Genomic DNA, 13,548 nt, shown 5'->3' with positions numbered 1-13,548 from the left:
TTAGCCCGGAGGGCGGCTAGTCCGCCATTCAACCCAAGACTAGCCCGTTTGGCTCCGCCGCGCGCGGAGGCGGGTTTCTATTGCCTAAAGGTACGATATGACCCTCAGGGAAATGCAGGAAAAGCGCGGCAAGCTTGTTGCGCAGGCGCGCGAAGCGCTGGAAGAGATCCGCAAGAATACGGACCATGCTCGCGCTGCCGAACTTGAAAAGCGCCACGACGACATCATGGCCGAATTCGACAAGCTCGAGAAGGACATCGAGCGCGAGCAGCGCATGGCTGCAGCCGAGGCCCGCATCAATGGGGCGGCCGAAGAGGAGCGTCGTCGGCAGCGCCCGACCGGCGCCGACACCGAGCAGCGCGGCCGTTCCGAAGGCGACAAGCCGGAATACCGCTCTGTCTTTTACAAGTTCCTCGCCAGCGGCGGCGCTCTGGACACGCTGGACGCCGAAGAGCGGTCCATTTTGCGCCAGGGTACCGTCGAGATTGAAAAGCGTATCCAGACCGGCGGCTCGAACGCGGCGGGCGGCTATACAGTACCGGTCGAACTGCAGAGCTTGCTCGTACGCGCCATGAAGGCGTGGGGTCCGATGTACGATGGCAACATCGTCAGCGAACTGAACACCTCTGCCGGCAATGCGTTGCCGATCCCGACCACGGACGACACCGGCAACACTGGTGTTCAGGGTACGGAAGGCACGGCGCTTACCGATGACGGCTCTGCTGACGCTGTGTTTGGCCAGAAGCAACTCGAGGCCTACGACTTCAACACGAAGTTCGTGAAGTTCTCCTGGCAGCTTGCGCAGGATTCGATCTTTAACGTTGAGTCTCTGCTTTCCGACCTTCTCGGCGAGCGCCTTGGCCGCCTAGCCAACGCACAGCTCACGACCGGCACCGGCACGTCCGCGCCGAACGGTATCGTCACCGCATCGACGCTCGGCGTTACCGCCGCATCGGCAACCGCGATCGCCTCGGACGAACTGATCGACCTGCAGCACTCGGTTGACCCGGCTTACCGTCAGTCGCCGAAGGTTGGTTGGATGTTCAACGACCAGACGCTTAAGGCGATCAGGAAGCTCAAGGACGGCCAGGGCAACTACCTCTGGCAGATGGGCGACGTCACCAAGGCTCAGCCGGCCCTGCTCCTCGATCATAAATACAACGTCAATCAGGCTGTGGCCAACATCGCGACCGGCAACAAGGCCGTGATCTTTGGCGATCTGGGCAAGTATTGGGTCCGCAAGGTTGGCGCCCCGGTGATCGGCGTTCTGCGTGAGCGCTTCTGGCCGGATCTGGGCATCGCTGGCCTGATCCGTTTCGACGGCGAACTGCTCGACGCCGCGGCGGTCAAGCATCTCAAGTTGGCCTAATTTGGAATAGCGGGCTTGCCTTCGGGTTAGCCCGCCTCCGCTTTGGAGGTGAAATGCTTTTGAAGATGCTCACAGGCCTTTCGGGGCCGCTGTTCAGCTTGGCGCCTGGCGACGAGTACGATTTTGATGACGCTGAAGCGGAACGTCTGAAGGCTGCCGAGTTCGCCATTGACGCCGAGCCCAAGGCTCCAGCTACGACCAAGAGGGGCAAGGCTGATGTGGTATCCAGCAACGGTGACAACGCCGGCAACGGCTGAGCCTGTCACATTGGCAGAAGCCAAGCGACATGTGAATGCCGAAGATTTCAGTGACGACGACGCCGAGTTGACTCTGTTGGTCGCCGCGGCTCGCGACCATATAGAGAAGTACACGAACACGCGCCTGGGGGTACAAACCGTCACGGTCAAGTGTGATTGCTTCGCAGATTTTTCTCGCTTCCCTGAGGCGCCAGCTCAGTCCGTAACGTCGATTGAATATGTCGACACGGCCGGCGCCACGCAGACGCTGGCCGATACGGTATATGAACTGCGTGCTGACGGACTTGAGACGTCAATCGGTCTTAAGTACGGACAGTCTTGGCCGGCTATCCAGCCGAAATCTCGCATCGCGGTGGCGGCGGAAGTTGGATATTCCGAAGTCCCGCCGGCGGTGAAGCATGCACTGCTGCTCTGGCTTTCTGCTGGCTACGAGATGCGCGAAAACGCAAAAGCCGATGGTTGGACGACATTCGACTGCCTGCTTGCGAATTACCGTCGTGGCTAGCTGCTGCCCAGCAGTTTGAGAACGGCCTGCAGTGCTTGATCGGCGACTACCCCCAGTGCGGCGCCAGCGAAATTCTCTGCGAGCCACTTAAGTGCCCGGACAAGTACCGCCTCAATCGCAGATTGGCGAACCGACTGGGCTTTCAGCAGTATTATGCCGGCATTCAGTTCAAATTTGATGCGGTCGCGCTCTTCGGGATCAATTTCGTTAGAAGCGACTGCTGCATTTTCTGCATCCTCGATCGCCGCAACCGTTTCCACGTACTCGGGCCTGTTGTGGTCGATCCGTACGATACGATCTGATGCAGGAGCCAAGCCAGGGTCTAGGGGCTTATCCCTGTTTCGGCTGAGATAGCGTCTGATATCCCTTATCATTGGCTCGAACAGGTGACCTGTCATCTCATGCAGCGTATCATTGACATTGTTCGAGCGGCTGTAAAAGTAGCCTCGGGCGACCTGCAACGCCTCGTTGTCGTTGTCGGCAAATGACGCAAGCAGGTTCAATTGAGCGCTCAGGGCGGTCTCGTTGTCGTCTGGCCAGTCGAGTTGCCCGGATCCGACCATTCCACTCGGCTCCACCATGACTTCTGATTGGACGCGTTCCAAGGGAAAGAGACTGCGCAGCCACTTTAAACGAGAAGCTGACGGTTCGGGGGCCTCTTCGAGCAATTGAAGAAATCGGCGTACCGCGCGGCCAAAGTCTTGGTAACGCGCGCCGACTAGGCGGTCGGCACGATCATCGTATTCGTCCAAGAATTCGTCGAATTCGTCCACTTCATCCCCCAGCCATCCCAAGCGAGCAAACAGATAACAAACGCGCTTGGTATTTCCAAGTAAGGATTTAATAGTGACCGCACTTACCATCACGGCTGCCAACGTGGCCGCTGGAGCCAATTCCACGCGCGACAACGGCACTGCCGGCGCAGCCATCACTGCCGGCCAGGTTGTCTACAAGGCGGCGGACAACACGTACAAGCTTGCCGACACCAACGACGCCTCGGCGATCGTGCGTAAGCCGAAGGGCATTGCGCTGCATGCGGCGGCATCTGGCCAGCCTCTCGCCGTGCATACCAGCGGCCCGATCACCATCGGCGCCGCGGTTACGGCGGGCGTTGCCTACTGTCTTGGTGGCGCGCCCGGCTCGATTGTTCCAGTTGCCGACCTGACCACTGGCGACCATCCAGCGCTTATCGGCCTGGCATCGAGCACGACCGTAATCAACGTAGACATCCAGGCGCCAGACGCGGCTCTGTAATGGTGTGGGTGCGCTTTAGCCATCCGTGGGATTATCGGCAGCCGGGTTTTACGATCGCGTACCCGGTTGGCGACTTCAACGTGACGCGTAACGCGGCTGGGTTGGCTATCGCGGCCGGCGCTGCTGTGCGGCTGCGCAAGTTGAACAAGAACGATGAGGCGGTTGAATGGCCAAGCGAAGCGGGGCCGGCGCCCTTAACTGCCGGGTTGTTTTCCAGCGAAGATCGGTAGTGCAGGACGAGTACGGCAATGACGTCACAGGCGATTTTGCCGACGTGTTCTCCATCTCCGCACGGCTGCAGCCGAAGTTCGGCGCCGATGTCGAGACGGAGACGGCGGCTCGCCTTGCTGCTTTGCAGCCGTATAACCTGACGGTTCGCAGTTGCGCCGACACGCGCGCAGTGACGCCAGCCTGGCGCGCCTATGACGCGCGCAAGGGCCTTGTCGGCGGTAAGCCGCTCCGGTTCTTCAATATCAAGACGATCGTCAATCCTGACGAGCGTGGCGCAATGGTTGAGATGCTGGTCGTAGAAGGCGAGAGTAGCTAGCGGTCATGGCGATCAAGACGAAGATCATCGGCCGCGAGGCGCTCCAGCGGAGACTTGATGAACTGGTGCCAGAGGCAGCGACAGCCGCCGCAGAGGCCAAGTTAGAGGTGGCGCAAGAGTTGGCTAGCAGAATTGCCAGCCGTGCGCCTGTAGATTCTGGCGACTACAAGGCCAGCATTCGAGGCGGCAGGCAGGCCGATAATCCCGGCATTCTGCCGGTGGGTGGCAAGCAGTCCAAGGATCCAGACGCAACAGCGGTTTATGCCGACTTCATCTGGCGCTTTCTCGAGTTCGGTACGGCACCGCACGTCATCAAGGGCAAGAACGGCGGAAACGTGGTGTTTGCCGGCTCCGATGGCGGATTGGTTTCTGTGCCGTCTGTGGCGCATCCCGGCTCGCGAGCGCATCCACATGTATTCTACACGTGGAAGGCGCTCCGCAAGGCAGCCAAGGCCAAGATCAGCCGTGCGATCAGCAAGGCCGTGAAAGCATCCAACAAGAAGTAGCATTGGAGGGCGCATGGCCGCACCGGCACATGAGCTCGTCGGCGTTGCGACCGCACGCCTACGATCCTACACGGCGCTGACGAGCCTGGTTCCTGCCAGCAACATCTTCTATCGTCCGCCAGCATCATATTCGCCACCATACGTGACGGTCGATGACGTCTCGACGCGGCGCGTCGACATGCAATGCGTCAGCGGCACGATTGCCGATATGACAATCCATGTCTGGACGGACGAAAGTAATCCGCTTCCGAACACCGGAGGCGCTCTGCAGGACGCCAGGGCGATCGCCTACGAGATCGCCAACGCCCTGCATGACTACCCACTAGCGTTGCCCAGCAAGCGGCTGGTGACGCTGGAACACCGCGGCGAGCGCGTGTTCTACGATGCGGATGGCGTAACCGGCCATGCGGTCATCGACTTCGAAGCGGTAATCGAATCCTCGGCCGCGCTTTAGCAACCTAATTTATGGAGCCTACAATGGCTGACGGACAACAGACCGGCAGGCTACTGCTGATTCAAATCGGCGATGGCGGAAGCCCTGAGACTTTCAACAATCTGTGCGGCCTGCAGACGCGCAATTTCAACATGTCGGCGAACGATGTCGACACCACGATTCCGGATTGCAATAATCCTGGCGACACGCCGCAGAAGACTGGTGTCCCCGGTATCAAGAACCGCACTTTCTCCGGCTCCGGCAAGTTTGTGGCTGGCGCCGCCCAGTCCACCTTTATGGGCTACGTCAACAACGCCGTGACCTTCAATGCCAAGGTTATTGTGCCTGGTCTCGGCTCCTACACCGGCCCTTGGTACGTGACCGACTTCACCCTAAACGGCGAGCAGGAAGGCACGATGGGCTTCGATGCTACCTTCATGGCTGGCGGCGCACTGACGTATGTTGCGGAGTAAGCAGGGCATGGCATTAGAGGTTAACGGCGCAAGAGGAGAGGTCGCCCTAAGGGTGGGTGACGTTGACCTCGTAATTGCCGCCACTATGGCCGGGCTGGCCGCGGTCTCCACGCGGCTGGAATGCAAGTCGCTTGGCGACTTGTTTCAGCGGCTTTCCGGCGTTGAGGCGGCGGCCACCATGGCTGCCATCGAACTGCTTACCGTTCGCGGCGATAAGGCTGCGGCGCTTGATGCGCTTAGGCTCAAGCACTTCAAGGCATGTTCGGATGCGTTCGCGCTGGCGCTCGCGCACCACTTCGACGGTGAGCAAAAAAACGAGCAAGCCGCGCCGGCAGCGGGGTAGAAAAGCCGTTCCCCTGGCGAGATTGGATGAAGGGCGCATTCGGCGCCCTTCATTGGACGCCAGAGGTGTTTTGGCGGTCGACGCTCACCGAATACATGATGGCGATCGAGGGCTTTAACGCGCTCAACGGCGGCGAGAAGAAAGATTCAGGACCAAGCGACGAGGATATGGCTGCGCTGTTGGCGAAATATGGCTAGATCACTGAGATGAGCTCTGCAGCCACTCGGTGCTCGTCTTTCCATCAATCTTTACGAAAAGATAGCTAACCGGATCCCTCCCGTAGGTGCTGCCGTAGGTGCAGTCCGCATAGCCCCTAAGCATCGTTCCGAACGAATTTGGAGCGTCATATTCGATCGCAAGGCTAAGATTTTTTGGCTCGATTTCCTTCGCGTCGAAGCTTTTAAGATAAAACCGGCGAACGCTTTCAGTGTCCCCGCTAGTGTTCAGATGCGTGATGAATTCGTCGCGCGTCATGTCTTTGCTGTCGCGGGCCATTCGAATGCGCTTGTACTGGGAAGGGGCCTTAAGCCTTTGCCTCAGAGCTTCTTCGCACGATTTGGTCAGATCGTCATCGAAGTATCCGGTGTTGTATGCGAACGCGACACCGCCGGCCGCGACCATCATGGCGCACGCCGCACTTACAAGCCATTTCATTGCCTCTCCCCCGCAAGAAGGTTCAAATATGTCTGATAAAACCGATGACCTTCTTATAAGTGTAAGTACCGATCTTACTACCATCAAGAGGCAGCTGAAGCAACTTGGCCAGGACGTCGGTCAAACTACTTCAGGAATCCAGAAACAGTTCGATGGCCTTGGAAAGGGCATCGACCAATCGATGTCTCCGATCCAAAAGCGCATCAACGCTATGATCGGCATTCCCGTGTCCTCAAGGGTGAAGGAGTGGAAAGGCGCGCTTGCCGAAGTAGCCGACACGTCAAAGCTTACCTCCTCTCAAGTCCTCAACCTGACGCGGCAGGGTAACGACCTTGCCACCATGTTTGCTCTTGGTGCTAACCCGATGCAGATTTTTGCATCGCAGGCGGGTCAGATTTTTGATGCACTGCAGAGCGGCCCTGGCGGCGCAATGGCGTCCATCAAGGCGATCGGCGAGGGCGCGATCGGTCTGGCGACCAAGTTCCCGCTCATCACGGCGGCGGTCGGTGCAGCAAGTGTGGCTCTGCTCGCATACGAAGCGAGCGGCATCGGCAGTTTCAAGTCTCTCGACGAGATCATCAAGACGCACGAGGCCAACATCAAGCGCCTCGGCGATGCGTATGATGAAGTCAACGGGAAGCGGCAGAACTATGCTGCGGACACGGCCCGCACTGTCAATGCGCTCAACAAGCAGAACGCGCAGGACGCCACCGATCTTCTCCGCAAGCAGGCGCTCGACGCTCTCGGCAAAATGGACGCCAACCTGGCGTTCTTCGATGATAAAGGTCGATTTTCGGCCTTCGCCGCCCCCATCAAAGAGCTGATAGACGAACTGAAAAACGGCACGCCGGATATTAAGGCGTTCCGCGATCAGGTTAATGCTATCGCCGATGCCAATCCGGGGCTGGACAGCAAGCGCCACGAGATACTGGATTTTTCGCAGTCGGCCGCGGACACCGCGGCTAAGCTGCCGGATTTGGCGCGCTCCGTTAGCGACGTCACAGACACGGTAAATCAGTTCAGTTTGCAGCTGGCTGAGGTGGATTCGAAGCCGCTGCAAGCCGCACTGCAAGATCTTTTTGACAAGGCTCGTGAGGGCAGGGAGCCGATTGACGGCATCCTCCAATCGTTGGCGGCGCTCGAGCAGGCCAATCCGAATTTCGCGGGTATTCTCGCAGGCTTCAAAGACATTCTGGATGCTGCGTCCAGAACCAATGCTGCGCTTGACGCTCTAGGATCAAGATATTACGCCAACCAAGGCACCCCTACGAACGGCCGGCAAAAGCTACCGGTCGGGCTTCTGCCGGATAGCTCCCCGGTGCCGGATTCGGCACCCAACCGCGAAGACCTTGGGCATGAATATGACAAGGCGGCCGAAGCTGCAAAGCGCAAGGCGGATGCCGCGGCTCGTCGTGCAGCACGTGCACAACCGAAGACTGCCGACGATCGCTTTGCGGAGGATTTGCAGTCCATCCGGGACCGCACAGCCGCTCTGAACGAGGAATATAACGCGCTTGGGCTCTCCTACGAGGCGCAGACCAAGCGTAGCACGGCACTCGACCTCGAGCAGCAGGCACTGAAGCAGGTTCGCGAGGAAGCCCGCAAGAAGGGCGACACTGACTGGCAAAATGCCCAACTCACGCCAGCCCAAATCGCGCAGATCGATGCGGTTTCGGATGCTTATGCACGGCAGGCCGATGCGCTGCGCAAGGCGCAGGAAATGCAGGATCTTCAGCGCGATGTGCTGAAGGGTGCGTTTGACGATCTCCGCTCAGCGCTGGACGACGGCAAGCTTGATTGGCAGGATTTCGCCAAGATCGCCGAAAACGCGCTCGATAAGGTTATCGACAAGATCGAAAACGATCTTCTCGACGCCATCATTCAGGCCAACTCCGCAGGCGGTGGCGGCGGCATCGGGGGCATCTTCAGCGCCATTTTCGGCGGCGGCAGTTCCGGCAACGTTTTCCCCGGCGGCGGCGTCCTCAACAGCGATATGGGCCTCTATGACACGGGCGGCTATACCGGCCCCGGCGGCAAGAAAAAGGTCGCCGGTCTCGTCCACAAGGGCGAGGTGGTTTTCAGCCAGGACGACGTCGCGCGAAACGGCGGCGTTGCCGCGGTCCAAGCCATGCGCCGTGGCCGAGCGATTGCCGCACCACAGATGCCCGCAATTCAGGCGCCAGCCGCACGCGGTGGCGACATCGGCGTGACGTTCGCGCCTAGTATTTCGGTGCAGGGCGGCGGCAACGATGCCGGCGAGCAGGTAACTGCTGCGCTCAAGAAGTTTGAGAAGGAATTCACGCCGAAGGTCGTGAAGTCGATCCGCGACGCGAAGGTCAGGGGGATGCTGTGACAACGATAAATCTCCCTGACGTCCCCTTTCAGGCGGCGTATCCGCAGCTTGTGGAATCGGTGTCCGTCTCCCGCTCCGGTACGCGCGCAATGTCGTTTGTCGAATACGCGGATGCCTATTGGCAAATCGCCATGCGCACAGTTCCGCTGCGGCCTGAACAGCGCCTTTTGGTCGAGGCGTTCAAGGATCAGAGCCGCGGCGGGCTGCAAACCGTGCTCTACATGCCCAAGCATATGTGCGTGCCGAAAGCCTATTGGGGCGACGCGTCCAACGCAGCGCTATCCAACAACGGCAATCTTGTTTCGATCACCGGCAATTCGCTGGTCATCAACAGCGTTGACAACGGCTTGACGCTTGGTCCTGGCGATCTGATTTCGGCGACATCTGGCGAATACAACGCGCTATTCCGCGTGCAGGGTGGCGGCGTTGCGGCATCGAATAGCATCACGATTACGGTTGAACCGACCGTGCCAGTCTACATCGCCGCGACTGCAGTCATCCGGTTCAAGAATCCGATCGCCAACATGCGCGTGCTACCGGGCTCGTTCTCTATCGATGACGAGATATTTCCGTCGGCCAGTTTCACCTTGGTGGAGATTCCTAAGTGAGCTTCCCAACGCGCCTGCAAGAGGTACTTGACGAGGGGCGGGCAATTATCCGCTCCGGCATCAAGATCGCTTGCACGACCGGCACTTACGGTTTTTGGAACGGTAAGGGCGACATCGTTGTCGACGGGCTAACCTATTGGCCTAACTCCCTGATCACCATTTCGGAACCGGTTTATGGCCTCGGCACTGCAGCGTCGACGTTTACGGCTGAGCTTGTCGCGCAACGCGATTCCGGCCTAACGCCTGACAAGCTCCTGCTTATCGAAAGCGAGGGCTACAAGGATGCGCCGGTTACGGTCTACGACTTTTACTTCGATCCCGATGACCGGTCGTTCCTGCATGCCGAGCCGGGTGCTTATGGGTATATCGACACCGTCGATCACTCGCGCGATGGCGGCGAAACTAAGCTGATTGCCAACGTCCGCTCCGGCGCCATCGCAAACCACCGAGATGGCTACCGCACGGCAAGCCACGAGGATCAGCAGCTGGTGTCGGCTGGCGACATGTTCTTCCAGTACGCCAGCAAGGTGAAGCACGAGAGCTTCGACATCAGCTTCGATTAGGCTCACGCCAGCAGGACATCGATATGCTTACCCTAACCCGGTTGTCCGATTGGGACCGGCGCCTTGCGCGCGTGGTCAATCAACATAGAAGCACGCCAGGCGAATGGGGCGTCTCTGACTGCCTGCTTACCGTCATGGATGCCGTCGTTGCTGTAACCGGCTTCGACCCGGCAGAGGATATCCGAGGCGGCAAGTACAGCACGGCGGCAGGCGCAACCAAGATCCTGCGTAGGCGCGGCTTGGCGGATGTCGAGGCGGCGCTTGCAAGCCTGTTCCCGCCCATCTCGCCTCTTATGGCGCAGCGCGGCGACGCAGGTGTTGTGCGGCGCGATGGCGTTCTTTCCTGCGGCTTTATCTGCGATCGCGGCTTTGCCGTGAAGGACGAACGCGGCCTGTCGTTCCTGCCCCAAACCGAGATCAAGTCAGCCTTCAAAGTGGGGTAGCGAATGGGATTTCTAGTCCCGATTTTCTCGACCGTCCTTGGGGCGGTGGGGCTGAGTGGCGTTGCGTCCTGGCTCGGCGGCTCGACCATTCTTGCCGGCCTTGCGCGCTTCGGCCTTGGCCTCGCCGCTAAGTACCTCATTGGCCAGCTTACGCAGCCGAAACAGCAGGCCCAGACGTCGCAACTTGATACCGCTTATGGCGAGGACCTGGCGCGCTCTGTCATCATGGGTAAGGTCGGCACGGCTGGCCACCTCGTCTACCGAAACGCCTATGGATCCGGCAATCGCAAGATCCAAGACGTCTATATCCTCTCCAACTTCCTGATTAACGGCATAGCGCGCGTTCGCTACAAGGGCGAATGGAAGACGCTTGGCGGCACAGAGGACGCCACAAAAGGCTTCCAGATTCAGGACATCGACTCGAAGATTTGGGTCAAGCTCTACAAGGGCACGATGACGCAGACGGCCGACGCCGGTCTGATTGCTCAGTCAAATCCCGCCGGCCGCTGGACGACAAATCACCGTGGCGCGGGCATTGCGTACGCCATCGTAACGCAGGAGCTCAATCGCGAGCATCTTCAGCAGCCGTGGCCGGCCTTCTTTGAGATTGAGGGCGCGCCACTCTATGACTGGCGCAAAGATAGCACTGTCGGCGGCAGCGGCTCACATCGTTGGAATGACCAGACGACATGGGAGTTCACTGAAAATCCTGTGCTGATGGCCTACGCGCTCGAGCGCGGCGTCTTCAACGGCACTGAGATGATGGTGGGCAAGGGCGTTTCGGCGTCACGTCTGCCGATTGCGCAGTGGACTGTTGCGGCCAACATTTGCGACGAAATCGTTGGCACCGGCAAGCGCTACACGTCCGGCCTTATTCCGGCGGCAGGATCTGGCGTAACGCACGACCAGAACATGCAGCCATTGCTCGAGTCGTGCGCTTCGACGTGGGTTGAGGACGCTACCGGCGAATATCCGATCGTTGGCGCCGCGCAGTCGACTGTCCTGACGTTCACCGACGATGACATCATGGTTGACGAGCCTTTCCGGTTCTCCGTCAAGCGCTCAAAGTCGGAGCTCATCAACACGCTGTCCGGCACCTATTTCGAGCCAGACAATTTTTATGAACAGACGCCGTTTGCGGTGCGCATCGATTCTGTTGCGCTGGCCGAGGACGGCGAACGACTTGCGGTCTCGATACCGTATGACGCGGTCAACCGCTCCGAGGTTGCGGACCGGCTTGCCGATATCCAGTTCAAGGCCAGCCGCTACCAGGCCAACGGCGAAATCTGCATCCATCCGCGGTTTCTTGCGGACGCGCAGGTCGGTCGATGGATTGAGTGGGATTCGGCTGCATTCGGCACGCGCACATTCCAGATAACCGAGAAGCGCCTTGGGCCATTCGGCGAGAAGGCTACGCGGAACATCTATCTGACGCTGCAGGAGGTTGGCGAAGGCATATTCGACGGCACGGACTATGTGACCGTTCCTATCGATGCGGGCTCGCCCGGCGAGCCTGACTATGCAGTGTCCGCGGCGAACTTCGGCGCCGTCGGCATACAGTTGAAGGTGGATGGCTCGACCGATCGCAAGACCGGCATCCGCTTCTTTTGGGATGCATTCGATGATGTGACCGTCACGGCTGTCGACGTCGAATACAGACCGGAAGCGGCGGGCGTCACAGTCAGCATCGCGAATCCGGCGGTCATCACATGGCCGAGCCACGGTCTGGTTGCCAACGATCTACTCTATCTTGCGACTACCGGAAGCCTGCCGATCGGGCTTACCGCCGACAGTCCGCTCTACGTGAAGACGGTCCTAACCAGCGGCACGTTCACCGTTTCGTTGACGCCTGGTGGCGCTGCGATTGCCACGAGCGGCACACAGTCGGGCATCCATAGTGCTTATCGGGACAGCCTCGTGAAGCGCGCCGAAACTCCCGTGCAGGTGCTTACTGTCTCGGAAGGCGTTCTGCCCAGCAAGACATATGAGTACCGCCACAGGATCATAACGACGCCACCGCGAGCGACGTTCTTTACGGCATGGTCAAGCGTATCGACGCCGGAGGATGTGTTCGACGTATCAGTGGGCCTGGCGCAGACGCAGCAGGACGTCAGGGACTTCCTGGCCAGCCTTTCGGCGGGCCTGCAGGATATCCGCGACAAGGTTGCGCAGGTCGCGGCCTCAGCTGTCGATGCAGCCAGTAGGCAGGCGCAGGACAATGCCGTTGCGGTTCGCAATGCTCGAGCCAATGCGGCGGCGTTCACTGAGCTTGAGGCGACCATAACCGAAATCGACGGTGAATTGACGGCCATCGCCAGTTCGGTCACGGCGGTTGAGGCGTCGGTCGACAATGTGTCCGCTGATGGTCTGTTTCAGCTACGCGCTGAGGCCGGCACGGGGGACGTGGTGTCTCGCATGGTGGCGGAGGTTCGGGCGTCGGTGTCTGACGCGTGGGTGTCGGCGGGATGGGTGGTTGAGGCGGGCTTTACCGGCGGTAACCCGGCGGCGCCGTTCTCCAACTTCATCATCAACGCGAGCAAGTTTGTGGTCACGGACGGCACAAACAATGGCACGCCTCTGACGTTTGAGTCGGGCGCACTTAAGCTGCTTGTCGCCAACATCGGCACTGTTACTGCTGGAACGCTGCAGTCGGTGGACGGCAAGGTGGTTTTCGACCTCAGCACAAAGCAATTGAAGTTTAGCGAATGACCACAAGAATACTGCTAAACAGCGATAGGCTTTTGATCACCAAGCCGGGCATAGATGCATCATTGTCGCCGCCAGACCCCGACAAAGTTTTTGATAGTGATTGGGCGTTTGGCGGCGGTCTTGTTGTTGCGGGGTTCAAGGAGTTTGCGATTAACACCGCACTCTATGGGACTGGTGCGACTCTGACTATCGATTTTCCAGAGCTAACGTATACGCCAACCGTTACGCTTTGGGAGGGGGCGCCGCCAGACTCTAAGGATTTCGGCGGTACCCTACAGGGTTACGCGCAGATGACGCCGTATTGGCAGCGATTCGCAAACCAGGGTGACCCCGGCACATTGATGTTCCAGTACGTGACTGTAACAACAAGTCAAATTATAATCCCGTACTGGCCCAGTGTTGGTTCCGGGGGCTCTTGGACCCACACGGGAGGGCCTTCCCCTTATCAGAAGACGCCCGGTTCTAACCAGCAATTGTACCGTGGTTTCTACTATATGATTTTTGCGGTGTGATATGTCTGTGCATATGGGA

The 13,548-nt window shown here is 59.2% G+C and carries 17 protein-coding genes and 1 pseudogene; 16 read left to right on the top strand and 2 right to left on the bottom strand.

Going from position 1 to position 13,548, the window contains the following annotated elements; all coding sequences use genetic code 11:
• Positions 1-97 precede the first annotated feature (97 nt).
• Genes CK215_RS04425 through CK215_RS04415 form a run of 3 tightly spaced genes read left to right on the top strand, consistent with a single transcriptional unit; the run spans position 98 to position 2,131 of the window.
• Positions 98-1,369: a phage major capsid protein gene (locus tag CK215_RS04425; RefSeq protein ID WP_095830233.1), complete on the top strand. Its 1,272-nt coding sequence runs from the start codon at positions 98-100 to the stop codon at positions 1,367-1,369.
• Positions 1,370-1,422: 53 nt separating this feature from the next.
• Positions 1,423-1,626 carry a hypothetical protein gene (locus CK215_RS04420; protein ID WP_095830232.1) on the top strand — a complete coding sequence of 68 codons (204 nt, stop codon included), beginning with the start codon at positions 1,423-1,425 and terminating at the stop codon, positions 1,624-1,626.
• A 10-nt stretch (positions 1,627-1,636) separates the two neighbouring features.
• On the top strand, positions 1,637-2,131 hold the full coding sequence (locus tag CK215_RS04415; protein ID WP_245418604.1) for a hypothetical protein: 495 nt from the start codon (positions 1,637-1,639) through the stop codon (positions 2,129-2,131).
• Here the strand turns inward: CK215_RS04415 and CK215_RS04410 are convergent.
• Positions 2,128-2,904 (bottom strand): hypothetical protein, encoded by a 777-nt coding sequence (locus CK215_RS04410; protein ID WP_141245450.1) that lies wholly within the window; start codon positions 2,902-2,904, stop codon positions 2,128-2,130. The two genes, CK215_RS04415 and CK215_RS04410, sit on opposite strands and share 4 nt — an antisense overlap.
• 73 nt (positions 2,905-2,977) lie before the next feature.
• On the opposite strand from CK215_RS04410, the gene CK215_RS04405 reads away from it, so the two are divergent.
• From CK215_RS04405 to CK215_RS04370, 7 genes and pseudogenes are all read left to right on the top strand, one after another.
• A complete protein-coding gene (locus CK215_RS04405; protein ID WP_095830229.1) occupies positions 2,978-3,385 on the top strand; it encodes a hypothetical protein in 408 nt (135 codons plus the stop codon).
• A 166-nt stretch (positions 3,386-3,551) separates the two neighbouring features.
• Positions 3,552-3,932, top strand: coding sequence for a head-tail adaptor protein (locus CK215_RS04395; protein ID WP_095830227.1), 381 nt, complete (start codon positions 3,552-3,554; stop codon positions 3,930-3,932).
• A gap of 5 nt (positions 3,933-3,937) precedes the next feature.
• Entirely contained in the window at positions 3,938-4,438 is a 501-nt protein-coding gene (locus CK215_RS04390; RefSeq protein ID WP_095830226.1) for an HK97 gp10 family phage protein, read from the top strand.
• Positions 4,439-4,451: 13 nt separating this feature from the next.
• Positions 4,452-4,892: a DUF3168 domain-containing protein gene (locus CK215_RS04385; RefSeq protein WP_095830225.1), complete on the top strand. Its 441-nt coding sequence runs from the start codon at positions 4,452-4,454 to the stop codon at positions 4,890-4,892.
• Positions 4,893-4,915: 23 nt separating this feature from the next.
• Positions 4,916-5,344 (top strand): phage tail tube protein, encoded by a 429-nt coding sequence (locus CK215_RS04380; protein WP_095784187.1) that lies wholly within the window; start codon positions 4,916-4,918, stop codon positions 5,342-5,344.
• Between the two features lie 52 nt (positions 5,345-5,396).
• The gene (locus CK215_RS04375) at positions 5,397-5,687 is read left to right on the top strand and encodes a hypothetical protein (RefSeq protein ID WP_245418603.1); all 291 of its coding nucleotides are present in this window, start codon (positions 5,397-5,399) and stop codon (positions 5,685-5,687) included.
• 20 nt (positions 5,688-5,707) lie between these two features.
• Positions 5,708-5,884, top strand: a pseudogene (locus CK215_RS04370) (phage tail assembly chaperone); the annotation flags it as partial.
• 1 nt (position 5,885) lies between these two features.
• Here the strand turns inward: CK215_RS04370 and CK215_RS31225 are convergent.
• Positions 5,886-6,341, bottom strand: coding sequence for a hypothetical protein (locus CK215_RS31225; RefSeq protein ID WP_170950221.1), 456 nt, complete (start codon positions 6,339-6,341; stop codon positions 5,886-5,888).
• A gap of 28 nt (positions 6,342-6,369) precedes the next feature.
• On the opposite strand from CK215_RS31225, the gene CK215_RS04360 reads away from it, so the two are divergent.
• The 6 genes from CK215_RS04360 to CK215_RS04335 all read left to right on the top strand — a co-directional run bounded on the left by CK215_RS04360 (position 6,370) and on the right by CK215_RS04335 (position 13,529).
• Positions 6,370-8,694 (top strand): phage tail length tape measure family protein, encoded by a 2,325-nt coding sequence (locus tag CK215_RS04360; protein ID WP_170950220.1) that lies wholly within the window; start codon positions 6,370-6,372, stop codon positions 8,692-8,694.
• A 167-nt stretch (positions 8,695-8,861) separates the two neighbouring features.
• The gene (locus tag CK215_RS04355) at positions 8,862-9,302 is read left to right on the top strand and encodes a hypothetical protein (protein WP_141245449.1); all 441 of its coding nucleotides are present in this window, start codon (positions 8,862-8,864) and stop codon (positions 9,300-9,302) included.
• On the top strand, positions 9,299-9,865 hold the full coding sequence (locus tag CK215_RS04350; protein WP_095830219.1) for a DUF2163 domain-containing protein: 567 nt from the start codon (positions 9,299-9,301) through the stop codon (positions 9,863-9,865). The genes CK215_RS04355 and CK215_RS04350 overlap by 4 nt, the downstream gene beginning before the upstream one ends.
• A gap of 134 nt (positions 9,866-9,999) precedes the next feature.
• Entirely contained in the window at positions 10,000-10,308 is a 309-nt protein-coding gene (locus CK215_RS04345; RefSeq protein ID WP_095784194.1) for a hypothetical protein, read from the top strand.
• A gap of 3 nt (positions 10,309-10,311) precedes the next feature.
• Positions 10,312-13,017: a hypothetical protein gene (locus tag CK215_RS04340; RefSeq protein ID WP_141245448.1), complete on the top strand. Its 2,706-nt coding sequence runs from the start codon at positions 10,312-10,314 to the stop codon at positions 13,015-13,017.
• Positions 13,014-13,529: a hypothetical protein gene (locus tag CK215_RS04335; protein ID WP_095830217.1), complete on the top strand. Its 516-nt coding sequence runs from the start codon at positions 13,014-13,016 to the stop codon at positions 13,527-13,529. Before CK215_RS04340 ends, CK215_RS04335 begins: the two co-directional genes overlap by 4 nt.
• Positions 13,530-13,548: the final 19 nt, after the last annotated feature.

This window comes from Mesorhizobium sp. WSM3864 (assembly GCF_002294955.1).
GTDB lineage: Bacteria > Pseudomonadota > Alphaproteobacteria > Rhizobiales > Rhizobiaceae > Mesorhizobium.
The sequence above is the reverse complement of the archived record's forward strand: the minus strand, read 5'-3'. Positions and strand labels throughout refer to the sequence as shown.

What these genes read in the sequence shown, in the direction of transcription:
- CK215_RS04340 (WP_141245448.1), top strand. Translation starts at nt 10,312, where the DNA reads ATGGGATTTCTAGTCCCGATTTTCTCGACCGTCCTTGGGGCGGTGGGG.
- CK215_RS04425 (WP_095830233.1), top strand. Translation starts at nt 98, where the DNA reads ATGACCCTCAGGGAAATGCAGGAAAAGCGCGGCAAGCTTGTTGCGCAG.
- CK215_RS04345 (WP_095784194.1), top strand. Translation starts at nt 10,000, where the DNA reads ATGGATGCCGTCGTTGCTGTAACCGGCTTCGACCCGGCAGAGGATATC.
- CK215_RS04360 (WP_170950220.1), top strand. Translation starts at nt 6,370, where the DNA reads ATGTCTGATAAAACCGATGACCTTCTTATAAGTGTAAGTACCGATCTT.
- CK215_RS04380 (WP_095784187.1), top strand. Translation starts at nt 4,916, where the DNA reads ATGGCTGACGGACAACAGACCGGCAGGCTACTGCTGATTCAAATCGGC.
- CK215_RS04390 (WP_095830226.1), top strand. Translation starts at nt 3,938, where the DNA reads ATGGCGATCAAGACGAAGATCATCGGCCGCGAGGCGCTCCAGCGGAGA.
- CK215_RS04335 (WP_095830217.1), top strand. Translation starts at nt 13,014, where the DNA reads ATGACCACAAGAATACTGCTAAACAGCGATAGGCTTTTGATCACCAAG.
- CK215_RS31225 (WP_170950221.1), bottom strand. Translation starts at nt 6,341, where the DNA reads ATGAAATGGCTTGTAAGTGCGGCGTGCGCCATGATGGTCGCGGCCGGC.
- CK215_RS04395 (WP_095830227.1), top strand. Translation starts at nt 3,552, where the DNA reads ATGGCCAAGCGAAGCGGGGCCGGCGCCCTTAACTGCCGGGTTGTTTTC.
- CK215_RS04385 (WP_095830225.1), top strand. Translation starts at nt 4,452, where the DNA reads ATGGCCGCACCGGCACATGAGCTCGTCGGCGTTGCGACCGCACGCCTA.
- CK215_RS04420 (WP_095830232.1), top strand. Translation starts at nt 1,423, where the DNA reads ATGCTTTTGAAGATGCTCACAGGCCTTTCGGGGCCGCTGTTCAGCTTG.